This is a genomic window from Cupriavidus sp. HE11 (assembly GCF_056097175.1).
On record NZ_CP184465.1, the window covers coordinates 547,679 to 569,471 of the forward strand.

Annotated in this window: 22 protein-coding genes; 11 read left to right on the forward strand and 11 right to left on the reverse strand. The window is 64.5% G+C overall.

Features of this window, described 5'->3' with window-relative positions:
* Positions 1-3 precede the first annotated feature (3 nt).
* Complete coding sequence (locus tag ACOABP_RS19915) at positions 4-930, forward strand: LysR family transcriptional regulator (RefSeq protein WP_474229719.1); 927 nt, start codon at positions 4-6, stop codon at positions 928-930.
* Positions 931-937: 7 nt separating this feature from the next.
* Here ACOABP_RS19915 and ACOABP_RS19920 read toward each other — a convergent pair whose 3' ends face one another.
* The gene (locus tag ACOABP_RS19920) at positions 938-1,954 is read right to left on the reverse strand and encodes a 1-aminocyclopropane-1-carboxylate deaminase (RefSeq protein ID WP_474229720.1); all 1,017 of its coding nucleotides are present in this window, start codon (positions 1,952-1,954) and stop codon (positions 938-940) included.
* A gap of 227 nt (positions 1,955-2,181) precedes the next feature.
* On the opposite strand from ACOABP_RS19920, the gene ACOABP_RS19925 reads away from it, so the two are divergent.
* The 3 genes from ACOABP_RS19925 to ACOABP_RS19935 all read left to right on the forward strand — a co-directional run bounded on the left by ACOABP_RS19925 (position 2,182) and on the right by ACOABP_RS19935 (position 4,071).
* Positions 2,182-2,634: an Lrp/AsnC family transcriptional regulator gene (locus tag ACOABP_RS19925; protein WP_474230455.1), complete on the forward strand. Its 453-nt coding sequence runs from the start codon at positions 2,182-2,184 to the stop codon at positions 2,632-2,634.
* Between the two features lie 63 nt (positions 2,635-2,697).
* Positions 2,698-3,387: a GntR family transcriptional regulator gene (locus ACOABP_RS19930; RefSeq protein WP_474229721.1), complete on the forward strand. Its 690-nt coding sequence runs from the start codon at positions 2,698-2,700 to the stop codon at positions 3,385-3,387.
* Between the two features lie 306 nt (positions 3,388-3,693).
* Positions 3,694-4,071 (forward strand): DUF427 domain-containing protein, encoded by a 378-nt coding sequence (locus ACOABP_RS19935; RefSeq protein ID WP_474229722.1) that lies wholly within the window; start codon positions 3,694-3,696, stop codon positions 4,069-4,071.
* 134 nt (positions 4,072-4,205) lie between these two features.
* Here ACOABP_RS19935 and ACOABP_RS19940 read toward each other — a convergent pair whose 3' ends face one another.
* Positions 4,206-4,391: a hypothetical protein gene (locus tag ACOABP_RS19940; RefSeq protein WP_474229724.1), complete on the reverse strand. Its 186-nt coding sequence runs from the start codon at positions 4,389-4,391 to the stop codon at positions 4,206-4,208.
* A 218-nt stretch (positions 4,392-4,609) separates the two neighbouring features.
* On the opposite strand from ACOABP_RS19940, the gene ACOABP_RS19945 reads away from it, so the two are divergent.
* The 6 genes from ACOABP_RS19945 to ACOABP_RS19970 all read left to right on the forward strand — a co-directional run bounded on the left by ACOABP_RS19945 (position 4,610) and on the right by ACOABP_RS19970 (position 11,268).
* Positions 4,610-5,455 carry a COG4705 family protein gene (locus tag ACOABP_RS19945; RefSeq protein ID WP_474229726.1) on the forward strand — a complete coding sequence of 282 codons (846 nt, stop codon included), beginning with the start codon at positions 4,610-4,612 and terminating at the stop codon, positions 5,453-5,455.
* Positions 5,456-5,474: 19 nt separating this feature from the next.
* Positions 5,475-5,912, forward strand: a complete 438-nt coding sequence (locus ACOABP_RS19950; RefSeq protein ID WP_474229727.1) for a hypothetical protein — start codon at positions 5,475-5,477, stop codon at positions 5,910-5,912.
* 40 nt (positions 5,913-5,952) lie between these two features.
* The gene (locus tag ACOABP_RS19955) at positions 5,953-6,717 is read left to right on the forward strand and encodes a COG4705 family protein (protein WP_474229728.1); all 765 of its coding nucleotides are present in this window, start codon (positions 5,953-5,955) and stop codon (positions 6,715-6,717) included.
* An 87-nt stretch (positions 6,718-6,804) separates the two neighbouring features.
* The gene (locus ACOABP_RS19960) at positions 6,805-7,470 is read left to right on the forward strand and encodes a response regulator (RefSeq protein ID WP_474230457.1); all 666 of its coding nucleotides are present in this window, start codon (positions 6,805-6,807) and stop codon (positions 7,468-7,470) included.
* The gene (locus tag ACOABP_RS19965) at positions 7,446-8,810 is read left to right on the forward strand and encodes an ATP-binding protein (RefSeq protein WP_474229729.1); all 1,365 of its coding nucleotides are present in this window, start codon (positions 7,446-7,448) and stop codon (positions 8,808-8,810) included. The genes ACOABP_RS19960 and ACOABP_RS19965 overlap by 25 nt, the downstream gene beginning before the upstream one ends.
* A 235-nt stretch (positions 8,811-9,045) precedes the next feature.
* On the forward strand, positions 9,046-11,268 hold the full coding sequence (locus ACOABP_RS19970; RefSeq protein ID WP_474229731.1) for a TonB-dependent receptor: 2,223 nt from the start codon (positions 9,046-9,048) through the stop codon (positions 11,266-11,268).
* Between the two features lie 33 nt (positions 11,269-11,301).
* Here ACOABP_RS19970 and ACOABP_RS19975 read toward each other — a convergent pair whose 3' ends face one another.
* From ACOABP_RS19975 to hisD, 9 genes are all read right to left on the reverse strand, one after another.
* Entirely contained in the window at positions 11,302-12,303 is a 1,002-nt protein-coding gene (locus tag ACOABP_RS19975) for a tripartite tricarboxylate transporter substrate binding protein (RefSeq protein WP_474229732.1), read from the reverse strand.
* Positions 12,304-12,393: 90 nt separating this feature from the next.
* Entirely contained in the window at positions 12,394-13,257 is an 864-nt protein-coding gene (locus ACOABP_RS19980; protein ID WP_474229733.1) for an isocitrate lyase/PEP mutase family protein, read from the reverse strand.
* A 39-nt stretch (positions 13,258-13,296) separates the two neighbouring features.
* Positions 13,297-13,902, reverse strand: coding sequence for a 3-isopropylmalate dehydratase small subunit (gene leuD, locus ACOABP_RS19985; protein WP_474229734.1), 606 nt, complete (start codon positions 13,900-13,902; stop codon positions 13,297-13,299).
* Positions 13,899-15,302: a 3-isopropylmalate dehydratase large subunit gene (gene leuC / locus ACOABP_RS19990; protein WP_474229735.1), complete on the reverse strand. Its 1,404-nt coding sequence runs from the start codon at positions 15,300-15,302 to the stop codon at positions 13,899-13,901. Before leuC ends, leuD begins: the two co-directional genes overlap by 4 nt.
* Before the next feature lie 52 nt (positions 15,303-15,354).
* Entirely contained in the window at positions 15,355-16,278 is a 924-nt protein-coding gene (locus ACOABP_RS19995; protein ID WP_474230458.1) for a Bug family tripartite tricarboxylate transporter substrate binding protein, read from the reverse strand.
* A gap of 167 nt (positions 16,279-16,445) precedes the next feature.
* On the reverse strand, positions 16,446-17,420 hold the full coding sequence (locus tag ACOABP_RS20000; protein ID WP_474229737.1) for a 3-hydroxyacyl-CoA dehydrogenase: 975 nt from the start codon (positions 17,418-17,420) through the stop codon (positions 16,446-16,448).
* Complete coding sequence (locus ACOABP_RS20005; protein WP_474229738.1) at positions 17,417-18,472, reverse strand: LacI family DNA-binding transcriptional regulator; 1,056 nt, start codon at positions 18,470-18,472, stop codon at positions 17,417-17,419. Before ACOABP_RS20005 ends, ACOABP_RS20000 begins: the two co-directional genes overlap by 4 nt.
* The gene (locus ACOABP_RS20010) at positions 18,469-19,236 is read right to left on the reverse strand and encodes an SDR family NAD(P)-dependent oxidoreductase (RefSeq protein ID WP_474230460.1); all 768 of its coding nucleotides are present in this window, start codon (positions 19,234-19,236) and stop codon (positions 18,469-18,471) included. The genes ACOABP_RS20005 and ACOABP_RS20010 overlap by 4 nt, the downstream gene beginning before the upstream one ends.
* A gap of 5 nt (positions 19,237-19,241) precedes the next feature.
* Complete coding sequence (gene hisD, locus ACOABP_RS20015) at positions 19,242-20,564, reverse strand: histidinol dehydrogenase (protein WP_474229739.1); 1,323 nt, start codon at positions 20,562-20,564, stop codon at positions 19,242-19,244.
* A gap of 262 nt (positions 20,565-20,826) precedes the next feature.
* Here hisD and ACOABP_RS20020 point away from each other — a divergent pair, with 262 nt between their 5' ends.
* Complete coding sequence (locus tag ACOABP_RS20020) at positions 20,827-21,786, forward strand: tripartite tricarboxylate transporter substrate binding protein (RefSeq protein ID WP_474229740.1); 960 nt, start codon at positions 20,827-20,829, stop codon at positions 21,784-21,786.
* The last annotated feature ends 7 nt before the right edge of the window (positions 21,787-21,793 follow it).

The window sequence follows — 21,793 nt, forward strand, 5'->3', positions numbered from 1 at the left end:
TGAATGAACCAGATCGCAGCGACCGCCGGGCAAACCATCAGCGCGCGGCAGATCGAGGTATTCCGCATGGTCATGCGGCTGGGCTCCGCGCGCCGCGCCGCCGAGGCGCTGCACATCAGCCAGCCGGCGGTGACCCAGATCGTGCTGCAACTGGAACAATCGGCGCGGCTCAGGCTGTTCGACCGCAGCAAGGGCCGCATGGTCCCGACCGCCGAGGCGGCCGCGCTGATGGACGAAGTCGAACGCGTCTACGTAGGCCTGGATGCCGTACAGCGCAAGATCGACCTGCTGCGCTCGCACGAGGACACGGTGCTGCGCGTGGGCGCGCTGCACGCGATGGCCGCCAGCGTGATGCCCCTGGCGGTGGCCAACTTCACGCACAGTTATCCGCGCAGTCATTGCCGGCTGGAGGTAGACAGTTCGCGCGGCCTGCGCGAACGGTTGCTCCAGCGCGAACTGGACCTGGCATTCATGGGTGACGAAGTGGACACGAGCGGGCTGACCGCTTCGGAGTTCTATGCGGTGCCGGCGGTCTGCATCGTGCCGGCCACGCATCCGTTTGCCGGCCGGGCCCGGGTGGGCGCCTCGGATCTGGCCGATGCTCCGTTGATCGGGCTCGATGCAGGCGATCCGGCCCAGCGGCAACTGGAATCCGCGCTCGCCGGGCACGGCCACACGGCACGGTTTGTCGCGACGACCCCTTACAGCCATACACAATGCGCAATGGTGCTGGCGGGCGTGGGCCTCGCCATTACCAATCCACTGGTGGCGCGCACCTATACGGCGCTGGGCCTGCGCAGCGTGCCGTTTGCCGGCCCCGTGCGCTTCCGCGCCATCCTGGCGTTTCATCCGGGCCAGGGGCAGTCCACGGCGGCACAGCAGTTTGTCCGGCTGTGCCGCCAGCGCGTGGAGGATCTACTACGTCTGTGAGCGCCGCTCAGCCGTTGCGGAACAGGAAGCTGTAGGCGCTCAGCGCGGGCGCGCCGCCCAGGTGGGCATAAAGCACGCGCGACCCCGCCGGGAATTCGCCTCGCCGCACCATGTCGATCATGCCGTGCATCGACTTGCCCTCGTACACCGGATCGGTCATCACGCCTTCGTACCGCGCGCAGGTACGAATCGCTTCGAGCGTGCCTTCCGACGGCAGGCCGTATTCCGGGCCGCCATAGCGCGTGTCGAGCACCACATCGGCATCGGCAATGTCGCGGTTCAACTCCACCAGCCCGGCCGTATGCCTGGCGATGCGCAGGATCTGCGCGCGGGTCTGCTCCGGCTTGGCCGAGGCGTCGATGCCGATCACGCGGTCTGCGCGGCCATCGGCGGCAAAGCCGACCACCATGCCGGCCTGCGTGCTCCCCGTGACCGAACACACCACGATGTAGTCGAACCTGAATCCCAGTTCGGCCTCCTGCGCGCGCACTTCCTCGGCAAACCCGACAAACCCTAGCCCGCCAAGCGGATGCTCCGAACAGCCGGCGGGAATCGGATACGGCTTGCCGCCGGCCTGGCGCACGCTTTCCATGGCCTCTTCCCAGCTCTTGCGGATGCCGATGTCGAAGCCGTCGGCCACCAGCCGCACGTCGGCGCCCATCATGCGCGACATCTGGATATTGCCCACGCGGTCGTAGACGGCATCGGCATAGTTGACCCAGTTTTCCTGCACCAGCACGCACTTCAGCCCCAGGTGCGCGGCGACGGCGGCAACCTGGCGCGTCTGGTTGGACTGGATGCCGCCGATCGACACCAGCGTGTCGCATCCCTGCGCCAGTACATCGGGAATCAGGTATTCGAGCTTGCGGGTCTTGTTGCCGCCGAATGCCAGGCCGCTGTTGCAGTCTTCGCGCTTGGCATAGAGCGCCACCTTGCCGCCAAGATGGTCGGACAGGCGCTGCAGGGGCTGGATCGGGGTGGGACCGAACGTCAGGGCATGGCGAGGAAAGCGCTTCAGGTTCATGTTGGCTGCTCCGGGGTTGAGGGCGATGGACTCAATCCTAGAAAAAAAGCCACGAAACGTGCTTGCAAAGAATGGCCCTTCGAAACACTATTCATCAATCCAAAGACGGTCTTCCTTTTGTTTATTCCGGTGAATTCGCCTTGAAAGAAACAAAATTTCGTACCAAAGCCAGGCAACCTGCCCCGTCCGCAGCCCCGGCAACGCCGGCCCCGGCGCACGTCGACACGCTGGACCGCGCCGACAAGGCCATCCTGCGCGCGCTGCAGCAGGATGCGTCGATCTCCAACGTGGCGCTGGCGGCCAAGGTCAACCTGAGCCCGCCGGCCTGTCTGCGGCGGGTGGAGCGGCTCAAGGAAATGGGCCTGATCCGCGGCATTGTGGCGCTGCTGGACCCCAAGGCGCTGGACGCCGGGATGCTGGTCATGATTGGCGTGGTACTCGACCGATCCACGCCCGAATCCTTCGCACAATTCGAGACAGCCGCACAAAAAGTATCGGGCTGCATGGAGTGCCACGTGGTCACGGGGGAATTCGACTACTTCATGCTCGTGCGCACCCGGGACAGCGAGAGCTTCAACCGGCTGCACGCCGAGCAACTGCTCTATCTACCCGGCGTACGGCAGATCCGCTCGTTCATGGTCCTCAAGCAAGTGCTGTCGACGACGCAGTTTCCCTTTTGACAAAAGGCCCGGCGGCGAACTCGGGTAGACTCTCGTGTCTTGGTTACCCACTTCACGTTTTTCATGCTTCCTACGGACCTGGCTGGCGCCGACGGCGACCAGAGTGCTTCGTTGCCGCGTTCCGAGCGGGCCTATCAACAACTGCGTGCCGCCATCCAGGCAGGCCAACTGCTACCGGGAACCCGTCTGCGTGAAGTCGAGCTGGCCGAAACGCTAGGCCTGTCGCGCACGCCGGTGCGCGAAGCGCTGTCCCGGCTGGAATCCGAAGGCCTGGTCGTCAACGAGCCAAACCGGGGCATGATGGTGACCCGGCTCGATGCCAGCATGGTCAGCGAGCTCTATGTGATGCGCGAGGTGCTGGAATCGACGGCTGCCGCGCTGGCGGCGCGCCATGCCACCGATGTGGAAATCTCGCTGCTGCGCGATATCGTCGAACGCGACCTGTCGTTTGCGTCGGATCCGGACAAGCTGGCAATGAACAACCGCCTGTTCCACGAAACCCTGCACCGCTGCGCCCACAACCGCTACCTGCTCAAGACGCTGCGGTCGCTGCACGAGTCGATGGCGCTGCTGGGCCGCTCCACGCTGGCCGTGCCGGGCCGGGCGCGAGGATCCTACGAGGAGCACCTGGCACTGGTGGAGGCCCTGGAGGCACGCAACCCCGAACAGGCCGAACAGATCACCCGCCGCCATATCCAGCAGGCCTACAAGGTGCGCCTGTCGCTGTGGATCGAGGAACAGTCCCGAAGCTGAACCTTTCCCGCGTCTTTTCCGACGATTTGAACGCCCATGGCCCCGCTCGGACGGGGCCATTGTTTTAGAACCCCGAAAAGTGTGTTCCGCCGTTGCGCTTTTTCGCAACGATCGGTGGCGTTATCGTCTTGGGCAAGGCTGCAGGCTCTCTCTCCCTTCCAGCCTTACGTCACCTCCGTGGCGGTTTTTTCATGATTGGCGCGGGCACGTACGGCTCTCAGGCGTACGGCAGGCCGGCGCGGGCGCGGCATCTTTGCCGCGCCTCATCTTTTTCCGCCGTCGCACCCAAGGCAAGGAGTCGTCGCCATGACTGACAAGCCCGTCAAGATCCCCGGCCCGGACCATCCCATCACCATCACCCCGCAGCGCGCACGCGTTGTCGTCACGGCCGGCGGCCGCGTGATCGCCGATACCACGCGCGCCTTGAACCTCCAGGAAGCGTCCTACCCGGCCGTCCAGTACGTCCCGCGCGACGACGTGGACATGGCGCAACTGACCCGGACCGCACACGCCAGCCATTGCCCCTACAAGGGCGACGCCGCGTACTTCAGCATCGCGGCAGCCGGGGCCCGGGGCAACAATGCCGTCTGGACGTATGAACATCCGCACGACGCCGTGTCGCAAATCGCGGGATATGTGGCGTTCTACCCGGATCGCGTCGATAACATCGACATCCAGCGCTGATCCGAACGGTTCGACACGCCACGCCAAAAGCAAAAAACCGGCCCGCCGCGTACCTTGGATTCGGTACGCGGCGGGCCGGTTTTCAATGCTGCGGCGCTTGCTGCGCCGCCTGTACTGCTATCAGCCGATACCGGTCAGCCGTTCGCGTAGACCACCTTGGCCTTGCGCGCTTCCGCCTGCAGGCGGGTGAAAATGTTCTGGATGGCAGCAACTGCGCGCTTCACGTCGTTGGCAAAGCCCAGGCTTTGGGTGCCCAGTTCGCGCTCGATCAGGTCGCGTTCGAGTTGATCGGTCAGCTTGATGTCGGATTGGGTGTTCATGGCGTCCTTCCTTTTAAGGGATAACCCTTATGGGGTTTTCCCGAATTGTAGCAGAAGGAATGTCGCATCGCAGCATTAGGTAATTGTGCGTATGCCGGGACACAACATGTGTTCGTCCAATCGGTGTAGCGGGCGCCGGTTCCCGAGCGCCCTAAGGGTCTCCTAAGTCTTCGTGCGTAGGCTTGCCTCTGGTTCGAAACGTGAAACTGGAGGCTTGAATGGACCGTCAGCCAACAACCGTCAATGCCAGCGCTCATTCGGCAATCGCCGACACGCGCCATCAAACCCTTCCATCGGGCGAGTCCTGGGCCAACAAGGTTCCAGAAATTACGGCCTCGTTCTGGATCATCAAGATTCTGTCGACAACCGTCGGCGAGACGGGCTCTGACTTCCTTGCCGTGAACGTTGGATGGGGTCAGGCAGTCACCACCGCCGCGATGACGTTGCTGCTCCTGATTGCCCTGGGGTATCAGATGCGCGCACGCAGATATACCCCATGGAAATACTGGCTGACTGTCGTGCTGGTCAGCATCGTCGGAACCCAGGTCACCGACGTCCTGACCGATGGCCTGGGCGTCAGCCTGTACGCCAGTACAGCGGCCTTCTCCGTGGCACTGATGCTCGTCTTCGCCGCGTGGTATCGACGCGAGCGCACGTTGTCCATCAAGTCAATCTGCACACCCCGGCGGGAGTTGTTCTACTGGATCGCCATCCTCTGCACCTTCGCGCTCGGGACGGCTGCAGGCGACCTGGCGACCGAGGCGCTTGGGCTCGGCTTTACGTGGGGCGTTATCGCCTTCGGCGCGCTTATTGCCTTGTCGTATGCCGCGTGGCGGCTCGGTGCCAGCATCGTACTGACGTTCTGGGCCGCCTACATCCTTACCCGGCCGTTCGGCGCCTCCCTTGGTGACCTGCTGACACAGGACGTGACCTACGGCGGCCTTGGTTTGGGGCCGCTCTGGACGAGTGCAATGTTTCTTACCGTCATTGGCATTCTCGTGACCATCGAGCAGCTGACAACCAATGGTCGCGGCACCCGGTACGCGGCCCCCGATCATCTCTAATTACGCGAGGCACTACATCATGCTCATCTTCACACCCTTTCACGGCCAGGCGGCCTCCATGCTTGCAATCGCCGCACTGTTGACGCCGCTTGCCGGGCACGCCGCTCCGCTCGCCGCTGCACCCCAACAAGCGAGCGTCGCGGCTCAGCGCACACAGAGTACCCCCACGATGCTCGGTGACCTGGGCGCATTTCACACCATCGCCGTCGACGTGCAATCGCTAGTGGAAGCCGGCAACCTTGCTGCAGCAAAGACCCGTATCAAAGACCTCGAGATTTCGTGGGACCGTGCCGAGGCCGGCCTGAAGCCGCGCGCTGCGAGCGACTGGCATACGCTCGACAAGGCCATCGACCGCGCCCTGGATGCCCTGCGCGCGTCCAAACCGTCTCAAGGCGAGTGCAAGGCCGCGATGACAGACCTTCTGAAGACTTTCGACCGGCTTAGCGGCAAGGCATGAAGGCATGAGTGCCATCCATCTTTCTTCGAGGACCTGACCCATGCAGCAAACCAACCTCCGACAGTCGGCAAGCAAGGTTCCAGAGGTCACGCTGGGGTTCTGGCTTATCAAGATCGCCGCCACGACCCTGGGCGAGACAGGCGGCGATGCCCTCTCGATGTCCCTGAATCTCGGCTACCTGATCAGCACACTGATCTTCGCCGCCGTGTTCCTGGTGGCCGTCGTGGCCCAGGTCCGCGCCAGGCACTACCACCCGGCTACCTACTGGATCACGATTGTCGCCACCACTACGGTGGGCACAACGCTGGCAGACTTTGCCGACCGCTCGCTGGGAATCGGCTATCCGGGAGGCACCGCGCTGCTGCTGGCGCTTCTGCTACTGTCACTCTTCATCTGGCATCGCGCCATGGGGACCGTCTCGATTGCCTCGGTCAACGAGCCGAAGGCGGAGATGTTCTACTGGGTGACCATCATGTTCTCGCAAACGCTCGGCACCGCGCTGGGCGACTGGACCGCGGACACGATCGGTCTTGGGTATGTGGGCGGCATCGCCATCTTCGGCACGTTGCTGGCCATCCTCGCCATTGCGTACTACCGGACCGCCATCTCGCGCACAGTGCTGTTCTGGGCGGCCTTCATACTTACGCGCCCCCTTGGCGCCGTCGTTGGCGACTTCCTGGACAAGCCGCTAGCTTCTGGTGGATTGGCCCTGGACCGGTTCACTGCCTCGGCAGTGCTGATGGCCTTCATGGTCGGCTGCATCCTGCTGTTACCGCAGCGTGCCGCAGCCAGCGCAAGCCATTGATCGTTGCATAATCACCGGTGAGATCAGCCCAGCCGCAGCGCGCCAAGGTGGACGCACGTGCCGCTGCGCAAGCCCAGGGGTATCTGGATGCGTGTCCTGTTGATAGAAGATGACGTGATGATCGGGCAGGTCGTGCAAGATGCACTGCGCGACGCCGCCTACGCTGCTGACTGGGTCGAAGACGGTGAGCGCGGGCTGAACGCGATGGATAACCAGCAATACGACATCGTATTGCTCGATCTTGGCCTGCCCCGGAGAGGCGGCATCGACGTACTGCGCGATATCCGGGCGCGCGGCAGTGCAGTGCCTGTGGTTATCCTTACCGCGCGCGATGCCCTTGAGGACCGTGTCGCCGGCCTCGATGCCGGTGCGGACGACTACCTGGTCAAACCCTTCGAGATGGCCGAGATGTTCGCCAGAATGCGCGCAGTCTGGCGTCGGAAAGGCGGCGCGGCGTCGTCAGTATTGCGCAGCGGCACCCTTTCGCTCGACCTCGGTACCCGGCAGGCACAACTTGCCGACGGAGCGCCCGTTCCCCTGACCGGCCGGGAGTTCTCCCTGCTGCAGGCATTGATGATGCGGCCCGGCGCAATCCTGTCCCGTGCCGAGCTCGAAGAGCGGATCTATGGCTGGGGAGACGAGGTAGAAAGCAACGCCGTCGAGTACCTTATCCACGCGCTGCGCAAGAAGCTGGGCGCCGCCACAATCAGAAACGTCAGGGGACTCGGATGGCTGGTGCCCAAGCAAGACTGACCGGTTCCATACAAGCCAGGTTGTCCCTGTGGCTATCGCTGGCGATCCTGGCTGTTGCCGTGATTGGCGGGATTGTTTCCTTCCGGACCGCCTTCGACGAAGCCATCGAGCTACAGGATGACCTGCTGCATCAGGTCGCCATCCTGTTCGACGTCGACCACCTGCCCGCTCCCCGCATGGCCGAGCTTGGCAAGCTGCCCGGCATCGACGAGGAATCCCGGGTGATAGTCCAGTACGCCGGCCCCGCATCCGAGGGCCAGAGCCCGCAGATGCCTGGCAAGTTTCTTGGCGTTCCGGCGAACGTCGCTGACGGCGTCCACTCTCTCACACTGAACGCCGAGTCATTTCGCGTCCTTCTGAGGACGCTTCCCAACGGTGGACGCATCCTGGTTGCCCAGGAAACCAGCATGCGCGATGAAATTGCGCGTGACAGCGCACTGCGCACTGTGCTTCCGTTCGTCGTCCTGGTTCCTCTGCTCCTGGTGATTGTTGCTGACCTGATCCGCAAGCTCTTCAAGCCCATTGCGGCCCTGGCCGCCGAGGTCAATCGACGGGACGAAGGCGAGCTGGCACCACTGCCGAGCAACCACCTCCCCGCAGAAATCCGGCCATTTGTCATGGCAATCAACCGGCTGCTTGCACGGGTTGCGCAATCCATGGACCAACAGCGGCAATTCATCGCCAACGCGGCTCATGAACTGCGTTCCCCGATGACGGCGCTGTCGCTGCAAGCCGAGCGGCTTTCGCACGCGGAGATGTCGGAGGAGGCTCGCACCCGGCTGTCTCCACTGAGGCAAGGCATCGAACGCGGCAGGCACCTGCTGGAGCAGTTGCTCAGTCTTGCGCGAGTCCAGTCGCCTTCCTCGCGGCCAGTGTCTGCGACGTCGGTGCTCCAGGTTTTTCGCCGCGTGATTGAGGACCTGATGCCAATGGCGGATGCCCGCCACGCGGACATTGGCGTCCTGACAGACAGTGACGTCCGGCTGGCGGTGGATGAGGTCGAGCTTTTCACCCTGGTCAGGAACCTCGTGGACAACGCGATTCGCTACTCGCCGGAAGGCAGTGCCGTCGACCTGTCGATTGACCTGGAGGACAGTCAGGTCGTACTGACCTGTCGTGATTCCGGCCCAGGCATCCCACCAGAGGAGCGCTCCAGAATCTGGGAGCCGTTCTATCGAACACCCGGGACCACCTCACAAGGCTCTGGCCTGGGGCTCTCCATTGTCAAGACAATCTCCGACCGACTCGCCGGGGAGATCCGCATCTCGTATGCAGACCCTTCGGCCGCCACCGGCACCCGCATTTCCGTGGCGCTCCCCGATCGATTGATCGCGCGCTAAGTTCAGCTTCCTCCGGCGGCGACACTGCCAGGCGTGGACGCGCTTCTCGTCTACCACGCCCAATGCCGAAAGTCCTTTCGACTTTGAAGTATTCATTTACATGGCAGCGTCGAAGGGCTAACATCTGACCCGGTTAATAATAAGCATTCTCACTACCGAAACGGAAGCCATAGCGCCGTTCCGACTTCAGTGAGAAGGCAAGGCATTTCAAGTCACTTTCTCTCCGTCTTTCCAGATGTTCTCTCCTGCTCAGTCGCGCATGCGCGCCATCGCGTATGCGTGTGCCTTGTACTGCACCGGCATCGCCGTTCCCTCTATCGCCAACGCACAGGCCACCCCGGATACGGGCAGCCAGACGTCTGAAGCCACCCTGCCCACAGCGGTGGTCTCGGCTGACTCGCCGATGCAGACCAAGGCGCTGCCGTCGTACAAGTTTGTGGCGCCGCTGCTCGACACCCCGCGCTCGGTAACGGTCATTCCGGAAGAGGTCATCAAGCAGACCAACGCCACGACGCTGTCCGATGCCTTGAAGACCGTGCCGGGCGTGACCTTCCTGGGCGGCGATGCGGCCGCCAACCCGTCGGCGGACCGCCCGGTCATCCGGGGCTTCGAGTCGCGCAACTCGATCTTCGTGGACGGCATGCGCGACTCCGGCGTGCAGAACCGCGAAACGTTCGCCGTGGAGCAGATCAGTGTCATCAAGGGTCCGGACTCGGTCTACGCGGGCCGTGGCGCGGTGGGTGGCAGCATCGACATCGTGACCAAGATGCCGCGCCTGGACGACTTCACCAATGCCAGCCTGGGCCTGGGCACCGAGTCGTACAAGCGCGCCACGGTGGACATGAACCGCCGCATCAACGACGAGACAGCCGTGCGCCTGAACCTGATGGGCTTCGACGCCAATCAGCCAGGCCGCAACAACGTCTACAGCAAACGCTGGGGCGTGTCGCCCTCGGTGGCCTTCGGGCTGAATACGCCGACCACGGTCTATGTCAGCTACTACCACCTGAATTCGTACGACATGCCGGACTTCAGCGTGCCGTTCCGTTCGACAGGGGGCACGCCGGGTGCCAACAGCGGTATCGAGCGCTCGCAGTTCTATGGCCTGAACAACCGCGACTACCGGCGCGGCCAGACCGACACGGCCGAAATCCGCGTCGAACACAAGCTGACCGAGGACTGGAAGCTGCGCAACACGACCATGTTCGGCCGCTCGACGCTCGACTACATCGCCACCAACCCGCAGTTCCTGAACGCCACCTCGAACATCCTGCAACTGCAGGCCAAGAGCGGCAAGTACGCGACCAACAGCGTGTCGAACCAGACCGAAGTCTCGGGCAAGACCACGCTCTGGGGCATGCAGCACACGCTGACCGCGGGCCTGGAATTCAGCTGGGAACGCAGCCTCTACGAGGGCTACCTCGTCAGCGACAGCGCGGGCAACAACATCCGCTCGGGCGGCCCCTGCACCATCGCCTACAACTGCACCGCCATCGGCGCCTGGAATTCGGATGCCCCGTGGACCGGCAGCACCGTGCTGAATGGCGACACGGGCTTCCCCGGCGCTCCGACGCACACGCACACCAACGTGGCGTCGGCCTATCTGTTCGACAGCATCAAGCTCAGCGACAAGTGGCTGTTCAACGCCGGCACGCGCTTCGACCGCTTCGATGTCTCGGCCACGCAGGCCGGCGCGGCGGACCTGAACAACACGTCCAACCTGTTCAGCTACCAGTTGGGCCTGGTGTTCAAGCCGGTGCAGACGGTCAGCCTCTACGCGTCGTATGGCACCTCGGCCAATCCGCCGGGTGCCAACAGCGGCCTCGGCGGCGGCACCGACCAGATCACTGCCACCAACCAGAACCTGTCGCCGGAGCGTAGCCGCAATATCGAAGTCGGCGCCAAGTGGGATGTGCTCGACCAGCGCCTGTCGCTGACGTCGGCCCTGTTCCAGACCGACAAGACCAATGCCCGCGTCAGCGACGGCCTGGGCGGCGTCGTCAACGCCGGCAGCCAACGCGTACGTGGCGCCGAACTGGGCGTGGCCGGCAACATCACGAACAAGTGGCGCGTGTTCGGCGGCTATTCGTACCTCGATGCGATTACCACCGACGCCGGCCCGGCCAACCCGACGGCTTCGGGCCTGCCGATGGTGATGGTGCCCAAGCACAACCTGACGCTGTGGACGTACTACGATGTGCTGCCGAAGCTGTCGATCGGCGGCGGCGCCACGTTCTCCAGCCTGACGTACGCATCGGTATCCGCCACAACCCGCAAATGGACGCCGGGCTATGCGCGCTTCGATGCCGTGGCGACCTATCGCCTGAACAAGACGATGGACCTGCAGCTCAACGTGCAGAACATCTTCGACAAGAAGTACTACTCGTCGGCGTACCCGATCTACGCCACCTGGGCACCGGGACGTTCAGCCGTAATGACGCTGAACATCCACATGTAAGCACGCGCCGTATCCCGGGAATTGCCTGGAAGGTCAGTTTAGTGGGTAGCGCTTCGCCAACGCCGTGAAGCGCTCATCTTCCTTGCGTACCTGGGCAGCGAAATCGTCCGGCGTATTGACAAGCGGCTCGGCACCAGCCGACGCAATTGCCTTCTGCAACTCGGGATGGCGCATGGCCTCGCGCACGGCGGCGTAGATGCTCTGGGTGATCGCCGGAGGTGTCCCCTTCGGCGCGAACAATCCAAACCAGGTCGTATATTCGTACTGCGGCAGACCGGTCTCCACCACTGTGCGCACCTCCGGCGCGCCATTGAAGCGATGCGTGCCCTGATTGGCAACGATCTTCAGCGTCCCGGCCTTCTGGTGCGGCAGCGCCGAAGCGACACCCGTCACGGCAAAGTTCACATTGTTGGCGATCATGTCGGTGATGATGGCCGCTGTACCCTTGTAGTTCACCACAATCAGATTGGGCAGCGCTTCGGCCTTGAGCTGTTGGCCGAAGAGCTTCGCCACGTTTTCTCCCGTGCCCATCGAACACGGCGTAGTAGCCGTCTTGCAGTACTTGATCAGCTCAGGCAGCGACGTGGCCGGAAATTTGCCGTTCGCCACGATCACGCCAGGCGATTGGGCGATGTTGGTTATCGGGACGAGGCTCGCCAGCGGGTCCGGGCCGGTGAAGGAAGGCGTGTGCTTCGTTAGCACGATGGCGGGCGTCTGCAGGAGCAATGTGTAGCCGTCAGGCTTTGCTTCGGTCACCTTGCGCGTGCCGATCAGGCCGTCCGCGCCCGGCATATTGACTACCAGCACGGGCTGCCCCCACTGTTCGCCCAGCAATTTGGCCGTCGCACGTGCCGAGGCATCCGTCCCACCGCCCGGCACGTACGGCACCACAATCGTGACCGGACGATCGGGCTTCCAGGCCGCCTGTGCGAGCGCATATGCAGGGGCCGCCAGCGCGACTGCTGCCAGCATTGTGGCTAGAGCGCGCGCGCCCTGCTGCGGATTGCGGCAAGGAATGTTGTAACGCGTCGGCATATTTGTCTCCTCCATTCGACTTCTCATGTTTTGCACGCGACGCCTCGCCCGGATGGTTCGGGAAAGTCGCCGCGAGGTGTCATCGGGATCTCAACGCGCCCAGCGCTTCTCGAAGTCCCAGACTTCCTCGAAACCGATCAGCCGGCAGAACTCGTTGAAGTCGGCCATGGGGATTTCCGCCGACAGACTGGTACCGGCTTCCTTGAGATGGCGCAGCGACTTCTCCATCGCGGCAGCGGCCACCAAGCTCGTCATGGCCGGGAAGATGGCCAGCGAGTAACCGATTTCCTTGAGCACGTGAGCCGGCAGGATCGGCGTCTTGCCGCCATCGGCCATGTTGGCCATCATCGGCAGGTCGAAGGCTTCGCAGGCGCGCCGCATCTCTTCCTCGGACTGCGGCGCCTCGAAGAACAGGATGTCCGCACCGGCCCTGGCATAGGCCTCCATGCGGCGCATGGCGTCATCCACGCCCAGGCTGGCGCGGGCGTCAGTACGGGCGATGATGAGGAAATTTTCCTTGTCCTGTCGCGCTTCCGAGGCAACCTTGATCTTCTCGACCATGTCCTCGACCGGCACGCAGCGCTTGTAGGGCGTGTGGCCGCACTTCTTCGGGAACTCCTGGTCCTCGATCTGGATGGCTGTCACGCCGGCTTCCTCATAGCCCCGCACCGTGTGGTGTACGTTGAGCAGTCCGCCGTAGCCGGTGTCGGCGTCTGCGATCAGGGCCGCCCGCGATGTGCGGGTGATGGTGCGCATGCGGTCCACCATCTGGGTATAGGTCGCGATGCCGGCGTCGGGCAGGCCCAGGCTGGAGGCGGTCAGCCAGTAGCCGGAGCCGTAGATGATGTCGAAGCCGACCTTGGTCGTCATAACGGTGGCGATCATGTCCTGCACGCCGGGGATCACGATGAACTCACCGGCGGCAAGCTTTTGTCGAAGAATGGGATTGGCCATGAAGGCTCCAGTAGACGGGAAATCGGGAAAGTGTTGGGCTCAGTCCATCGACGCCAGCCACGGCTGATCGCGCTGCACGCGTGCCTCGTAGGCGCGCAGTGCTGCGTCGTGGCGCAAGGTGCGGTCGACTTCGTCCTCGGCGGAGAGCAATTGCTCCGCGTGCCCGTCGGCGAGCGTGACGGGAATGACGCTGCCGTCGGGCAGCCGCAGGCTGCGGTCGGCAACCGCCAGGTGCAGGGGTGCGTCCGGCACATCGGCCAGCGCTTCCAGCAAACGCGCGTGATTGGCCGGGGTGACGGTCGCCGCGACCACGCCGTTCTTCACGCAGTTGTTGCGGAAGATGTCGCCGAACGACAGCGCCACCACGGCCTTCACGCCGTAGTCCGACAAGGCCCAGACCGCATGTTCGCGCGACGAGCCGCAGCCGAAGTTCTGCAAGGCCACCAGCATACCCGGCGGCGTGGGCTGGGCCATGAATGCCACCTCTGGCCGGCCTTCGGCGAGCCAGTCGGCAAACAGGTGTGCGCCCATGCCGGTGCGTTGCACCAGGCGCAGGAAGCGTCCCGGAAAGATGGCATCTGTATCGATATCGTCGCGCTGCATGACCGCCGCGCGGCCTTGTACTTCTGCAATGACGGCTTTCATGCCAGGTACTCCCGGGGATCGGTCAGGCGTCCCTGCAGGGCGGACGCGGCGACGGCAGCCGGGCTCATCAGGTGGGTACGGCCACCCTGCCCCTGCCGGTTCTCGAAATTTCGGTTGGATGTGGAGGCACATCGTTCACCGGGCGCCAGGCTGTCACCATTCATGCCGATGCACATCGAGCAACCCGATTCGCGCCACTCGAACCCTGCGTTGACAAACACCTGCGCCAGGCCTTCTGCCTCGGCCGCACGCTTGACGCTGCCCGAACCGGGCACCACCAGCGCACGCACGCCCGACGCCACGCGACGACCACGCACCACTTCTGCGGCCGCGCGCAGGTCTTCCAACCGGCCATTGGTGCAAGAGCCGATGAAGGCCACGTCGATCGGTACCGACGAAAGGGCCTGGCCAACTTCCAGGCCCATGTAGGCAAGGTTCTCTTCCAGGCGATTGCGCTCGGCCGGCTCGTCGAGCCTGGCCCCATCACCCACCCTGCCAGAGAACGCAGCGCTGTCGGCAGGCGTCGTGCCCCACGTCACGAGCGGCGCCACCGTGGCGGCATCGAATGCCACGCTGCGGTCGAACTCGGCCATGTCATCGGTGCGCAGCGCGCCCCAGGCCTGCGCCGCCTGCTCGAAATGCTCACGGGCGGCACCCTGCACGCGGTCGCGCAGGTACGCCAGAGTGGTCGCGTCCGGCGCGACCAGGCCGAAGCGCGAGCCCGCCTCGATGGTCATGTTGCACAGGGTCAGCCGTGCCTCCATCGACAATGCCTGCACCGTCGGCCCGAAGTACTCGACGCCAAACCCGTTGCCACCGCTGGTACCGATATGGCGGATGATCGCCAGCGCCAGGTCCTTGGCGTAGACGCCCCGGGCCAGCGCGCCAGAGATGGCGATACCCATCGTGCGCGGCTTGCGCATCCACAGGCTCTGGGTGCTCATGACGTGCGCCACTTCCGAGGTGCCGATACCCCAGGCCAGTGCACCCATGGCGCCGAGCGTGGCGCTGTGGGAATCGCCACAGACCACGGTGCTGCCTGGTAGCACGTAGCCAAGCTCGGGGGCAATGACATGGACGATGCCCTGCAACGGATGATCCAGGTCGAACAACCGCATGCCGGTGTTCTGCGTGTTACGCCGCAGCGTGGCAATCTGCTCGCGGCTTTCCGCGTTGGGGATGTGCGTCAGCCGGTCGGCCGTGGTGGGCACGTTGTGATCCTGCACCGCGATATGACGCGGCGCCGAGCGCAGCACGTGTCCGGCTTCAGCCATGCTGGCAAACGCTTGCGGACTGGATACCTCCTGCACCAGGTGCCGGTCGATATAAACCAGGTCCTCGCCAGCGTCATTGCGGGCGACCGCATGCGCCGCCCAGATCTTGTCGAATAGGGTTGTCATGATGTGGGGCTACTTCTGTCGTAGGTGTGCCGCGCCGCGCAGCACCCGGGGCTCAATCCAGCTTGATATTGGCGGCCTTGACGATGGCCTTGTTCTTGGCCAGGTCGCGCACGATCTCGCGCCCGTAGGCGTCAGGCGTGCCCGGCGTGGCGACGATGCCCAGAGACGCCAGGCGCTCGCGCATGGCCGGATCGTTCAATACCTTCTGCAGCGCGACGCTGAGCTTGTCGATAATGGGCTTGGGCGTGCCGGCTGGCGCCATCAGGCCGACCCACGAGTTGATCTCGAAGTCCTTCATGCCGGTTTCGATCAGCGTCGGCACGTTCGGTAGCGACGGCGCACGCTGGCGCGACGTCACCGCTACGGCATCGACCTGCCCGCTCTTGACGAACGGCATGGCGCCGGTCACCGCCGCGAAGGTCACGGGCAGCGTACCGCCAACCACGTCCAGCAGTGCCTGGCCGCCGCCCTTGTAAGGCACATGGGTCATCGGGATGCCGGTGCGCTGGTGGAACATCTCGCCGGCCAGGTGGGTCGTGCTGCCATTGCCCGCGCTGCCGTAGGACATGCCGCCCGCCACCGTCTTCGCGTAGTGCTGCAGATCGGCAACGGTCTTGATGCCCAGCTTCGGATTGGCGGCTATCAGCAGCACGGCGTCACCAATCTTGCCGATGGGCATGAAATCCTTTACCGGATCGAACGGCACCCTGGCATAGACGTTGGGGTTGATCACCAGCGTGCCGTCGTAACCGAGCAGCAGGGTGTAGCCATCGGGTTCTGCCTTTGCCACCATCTGCGTGCCGATATTGCCGCCCGCGCCGGGCTTGTTGTCCACGACGATCTGCTGGCCAAGTTGCTGACCGAGCTTCTCGGCCACGATGCGCGCACTGGTATCGGTCACGCCCGCGTTGGCAAACGGCACAATCAACCGGATCGGCTTGTTGGGATAGTCGCCCTGCGCGTGCGCAGCAGGCATGATGCATGCGGCCAGCGCCAGCGTTGCGCCCAGAAGGCGACGGCGTGTTTGTGCGGACGGGGTGAGAGGCTGTTTCACGGTAGGGTGTCTCCAGACTTGCGAGGGGGAAGGCATCGGCTTGCCTTTTCTTGTCACGATGTTGAGTTGAATATCGGACAGGGTGTGAATCAGGCCTGCGGCTCCCGGGCGGCGCGGCTGGCGGCAAACTCCATCAGGCGTTCGTCCCGCCAGGCCCTCCGGGCTTCGAGGTCGGGCTGTGACAGGTGCTCGCGCCGATGCGACTCCACCTGCCGGATCAGGTCTGCGTCCCACGGCGCGTCGTGCCGGCGAGACTGCGCAATACGCTGGTACAGCGGACCCAGCCGCACCGCATAGTCGGCTACCCCACCGGGCGCATTCAGGTCGATGGTCTCGAAAGGCCCCATGAACGACCAGCGCCAGCCCAGGCCGTCGCGAATGGTCTTGTCGACGTCCTCGCAACTGGCCACGCCATCCTGCACCAGCGCCCAGGCCTCGCGCAGCAGCACGGCCTGCAACCGGTTCAGGACGAAGCCCTCCACTTCCTTGCGTACGTGGACCACTGCCTGGCCGACGGCGCGCATCAGCGCGTCAGCGAATTCGACGGTGCGCGCTGCGGTCTCGGGCGACGGCACCAGTTCGACCACCGGCACCAGGTACGGCGGATTGACCGGATGCGCGATCAGCACGCGCGGCGAGATCGTCAGCCCCAGCGCGAAGGCCGAGCCGGGGATACCGGATGTGGAACTGCCCACCACCGTATCGGGCGCGGCCAGCGCATCGAGTTCCACCATCAGTTGCCGCTTCACGTCGACGCGCTCGAGCACCGACTCCTGTACATAGGCGGCGCCATCCACGGCCTCAGCCAGCGTGGCAACGGGCGTGATGCGGGCCAGCACGGCCGCCGAGGCCTCGTCGATCAGTCGGTGCCGCCGCAGGCCTTCCAGTTGCGCTTCGATGAGCGGCATGGCGCGGCGCGTGATGTCGGGGTTGGCATCGAACATCCTGACCTGCAGCCCGGCGCGGGCGAACACGATGGCCCATCCCGCCCCTACCAGCCCGGCGCCTACGATGGCAACGGGGCGACCGGCGCAGAGCGCCTCGATATCAGGTTTGTCGTTCATGTTGTCTTGCGTTTTCTGGTGACTGGCGAGCCAGCGATGGGGTCGCGCACGCGCACGGTGCCGCGCTCCACGAGCACGCACGGCACATCCACGCTGCGCGCCATGACCTGGCCGCCGATCTGGTCGAACAGCAGGGTCCGCGTGGCATCCACCATCTTCTCGACGTCCTGCTGCACGGTTGTCAGATCGAACGACGGCCATGCGGCCTGGGGCACATTGTCGAAACCCACCACGGACACATCGCGCGGCACCTGCATGCCCAGTTCGGCACGCAGGGTTTCCAGTGCCGCGATGGCCATGTGGTCGTTGGCGGCGAACAGCGCATCGGGCCGGTTGGCGGGGTCCTGGAACAGGGTCAGCACCGCGCGCCTCGCCTCGCCGAAGTCATAGTGACCAACCGCGCGGGCATGCAGCGGCAAGCCGGCCGCAGACAGCGCATCGCGCAGGCCCGCCTCGCGGTCGCGGCTGGTTGACGCGTTCTCCGCGCCGGCCAGCCAGGCGATACGGCGATGCCCGCTGCGCACCAGCATGTCCCCGACCATCCGCCCCCCTTCCCGGTTCTGCGAGGTCACCGAACTGGTGGAATAGGCTCCCATGGCCCCCATCTGTGCCACGCGATTGAACAGCACCACGGGAATCCCGGCATTGATGCAGTCGTTGGCAAGCGCCGACGACAGCGTCGTGGACGCCATGACGATGCCATCGACCTGGTACTGCAGGATGTCCGTCAGCACGTCGTCGGCGTCTTCCGTCTGGCTGATGAACAGCAGCACGTGATAGCCGTCCTGCTGCAATGCCTGGCACAGCCGCTCGATGACCACCGGATAGAACTGGTTCTCCAGATAGCTCATCACCAGCCCGATGATGCGGCTGCGGCGCGTGATCAGGCTGCGCGCGATGGCGTTCGGCCGGTAGCCCAGCTTGCGCGCCGCCGTCTCGATGCGTTCGCGCGTTTCCGGCGCCACGCTGGCGCCGGGCGTGAACGTGCGGCTGACAGCGGACTGCGAGACCTCCGCCAGGCGCGCCACGTCGTGGGCGGTGACCTTCTTCATGCTGCCGTCCACCCGCCGTCGAGCATCAGCGGGCTGCCCGTCATCAGGCTGGAAGCGTCGCTGGCGAGGAACACCACCGGGCCCATCACCTCGTCGATCCGGCCCAGCCGGCCCAGCGCGATCTTGTCGAGCACGAAGCTGCGGAACGACGCGTCCTCGAACATCGGCGCGGTGAGCGTCGTTTCGATAAAGGTCGGACACAGCGTATTGACGCGAATACCCGCCGGGCCAAGCTCCCACGCCAGCGCCTTGCTCATGCCCTCCACCGCATGCTTGCTGGCACAGTACAGCGTGCGGCGCGGGCTGCCCACATGCCCCATCTGCGACGAGACATTGATGATCGATCCCGGCAGGCCCGCCGCCTGCAGGCTGCGGGCGACCTCGCGCGAGACATAGAAGGTGGCCTTCACGTTGAGCGCAAAGACCGCGTCGATGTCTTCGTCGGCGGTATCGGTCAGCAGCTTCGGCCGGTTCATCCCCGCGTTGTTGACCAGGATCTGGAACGGCGGACGGCTGCCGATCTCGCGCCGGACCGCTACCGGATCGGTCACGTCAAGCACCAGGAAGTCGGCGCTTGCGCCCTGCGCCCGGATCGCGGCACAGGCGGCCTCCAGTTCGACACCGGACCGCGCCGCGAGGGTGACCTCGGCACCGGCCTGCGCCAGTGCCACACCCGCCGCAAGCCCCAGGCCGCGGCCGCCACCGGTGACAAGTGCGCGCTTGCCATCAAGGCGGAAGCCGCCGAACGCCGGCAGAGGCGTCACGGATGTCACGACTGCAGCTCCGGCACCGGCTCGTACCACGGCACGTCCGGACGGTTGCCATAGCGGCGCACGCGGATATTGGCCTGCTCTCCATGGCCGGCAAAGTTTTCCATGTGGCACAGGCGCGAGCAGTATTCGCCAATCTCCGCGCTGGCGGCGTCCGTGGTCACGCGCTGGAACGTGCAGGTCTTCAGGAACTTGCCGACCCACAGCCCCCCGGTGTAGCGCGCGGCCTTGTTGGTGGGCAGGGTGTGGTTGGTGCCGATGACCTTGTCGCCGTAGGCCACGTTGGTGCGCGGGCCCAGGAACAGCGCCCCGTAGTTCGTCATGTTGTTCAGGAACCAGTCGGGATCGCGGGTCATCACCTGCACGTGCTCCGAGGCGATCTCGTCGGCCTTCTGGAGCATCTCCTCGCGCGAATCGCAGACGATCACCTCGCCAAAATCGGCCCAGGCCTTCGCGGCGATCTGCGCCGTGGGCAGGATCTTGAGCTGCCGCTCGATCTCCGCCATCGTGGCGTGCGCCAGCGCTTCGCTGTCCGTGAGCAGCACGGCCGGCGAGGTCAGGCCGTGCTCGGCCTGGCCCAGCAGGTCGACCGCGCAGATTTCGCCGTCGACCGAGTCATCGGCAATCACCAGCGTCTCGGTGGGGCCCGCGAACAGGTCGATGCCAACACGGCCAAACAACTGGCGCTTGGCCTCGGCCACAAACATGTTGCCCGGGCCGACCAGCATGTCCACGGGCGCGATGCTGGATGTCCCCACCGCCATCGCCACCACCGCCTGCACACCGCCGAGCACCAGGATCTCGTCCGCGCCGGCCATGTGCATGGCGGCCACGATGGCGGGATGCGGCTCGCCGTGGAAGGGCGGCGCCGTCGCCACCACGCGCTTGACCCCGGCCACCTTCGCCGTCAGCACGCTCATGTGCGCCGAGGCCAGCAATGGATACTTGCCCCCCGGGATGTAGCAGCCAACGGCGTTGATCGGCACGTGGCGATGGCCGAGGAACACGCCGGGGCGGGTTTCGACTTCCACGTCGAGCATGGAGTCGCGCTGGATCTGGGCAAAGTTGCGGACCTGGGCCTGGGCAAACCGGATGTCTTCCAGTTCGCATGCCGACAGGCTCTTCATTGCGCGTTCGATCGCGGCGTCCGACAGGCGGAAGTCCTGCGGCTCCCAGTTGTCGAACTTCTTGCTGTACTCGCGTACGGCTGCATCGCCGCGCGACTCGATGTCGCGGATGATGCCTTCAACGGTGTTGCGGACGGCGGTGTCGTCGTCGGCGCGCGCCTGAACGTCGCGGCCACGCTTGAGGTAACGAATCATGGGGAGTTCCGTGTTGGGTTGTGCATACGTATGCAGATTAGATTTCTTGCATTCGTATGCAAACTCAGTGTTTTCCCCAAGAAGCTCCTCGCCGAGGGCGCCATAGGGAAAGCACCGACCCATCTTGCCTTGCGAGCACCGGACCGGCTTCCTATGCTTGTCTGACAATTTGTCCGGACAAAAGAATAAATACGGACACGACGATTCCGGTCCGGCCGCAGAGCCGGACTTCTTTACGTCGCAGGAAAGAGGAGACAAAAGCATGTTCGCCCCACAGAAATACACGCTGATGGCCCTCGGCCTGGCAGTGCTGACCGTGCCCGCCCGAGCCGAATTCCCGGACAAGCCGGTGCGGATCGTCGTGCCGTATTCGGCAGGCGGCGGCACCGACATCGTGGCCCGCCGCCTGGCGGAGCGACTGACGCCGCGGCTCAAGCAGCCAGTGGTGGTGGACAACCGCCCGGGCGCCAACGGCATCATCGGTACCGATTTCGTCGCCAAGTCGGCGCCGGACGGTCACACCTACGTGCTGGTGGTGAACACGCATCTGCTCAACCCGATCCTGTACAAGAAGATGCCGTACGACACGTTCACCGACCTGATCGGCGTAACGATGGTGTGCAAGTCGCCGCTGGTGTTCGTCACGCAGAGCACGTTCCCGGCCACGAACGCGGTGGAGTTCGCCAATCATGTCAAGGCGAAGCCGGACAAGTATTCCTACGGCAGCTCCGAGAACATGACGCGGCTGGTGGGCGAGATGTACAACAAGTATCAGCACCTGGACATGGTGAACGTGGCCTACAAGGGTGGCTCGCCGCTGATGACCGACGTGATCGGCGGCGTTACCACCGTTGGCGTCACCAGCGTGCTGACCGCGAAGCCGTTCATTACGTCCGGCAAGCTGCGCCCACTGGCCGTGACCGGCGCGCAGCGCACTTCCGCCCTGCCCAACGTACCGACCATGATCGAATCCGGCATGAAGGACTTCGAGGTGTACACGTCATACAGCCTCTATGCCCCGGCGAAGACACCCAGGGCGGCACTGGAGCGCATGCAGAAGGAAGTGCATGACATCGTGATGGCGCCGGACATGAAGGAAATCCTGGCCGAGCAGGCCGCCACGCCGGTGGCCCAGCCGGTGGACGAATTCAACGTCCAGGTAAAGAAGGATTTCGAGTTCTGGCAACGCCTGGCCAAGGAAGTCAACCTGCAAGCGGAGTGAGACAAGC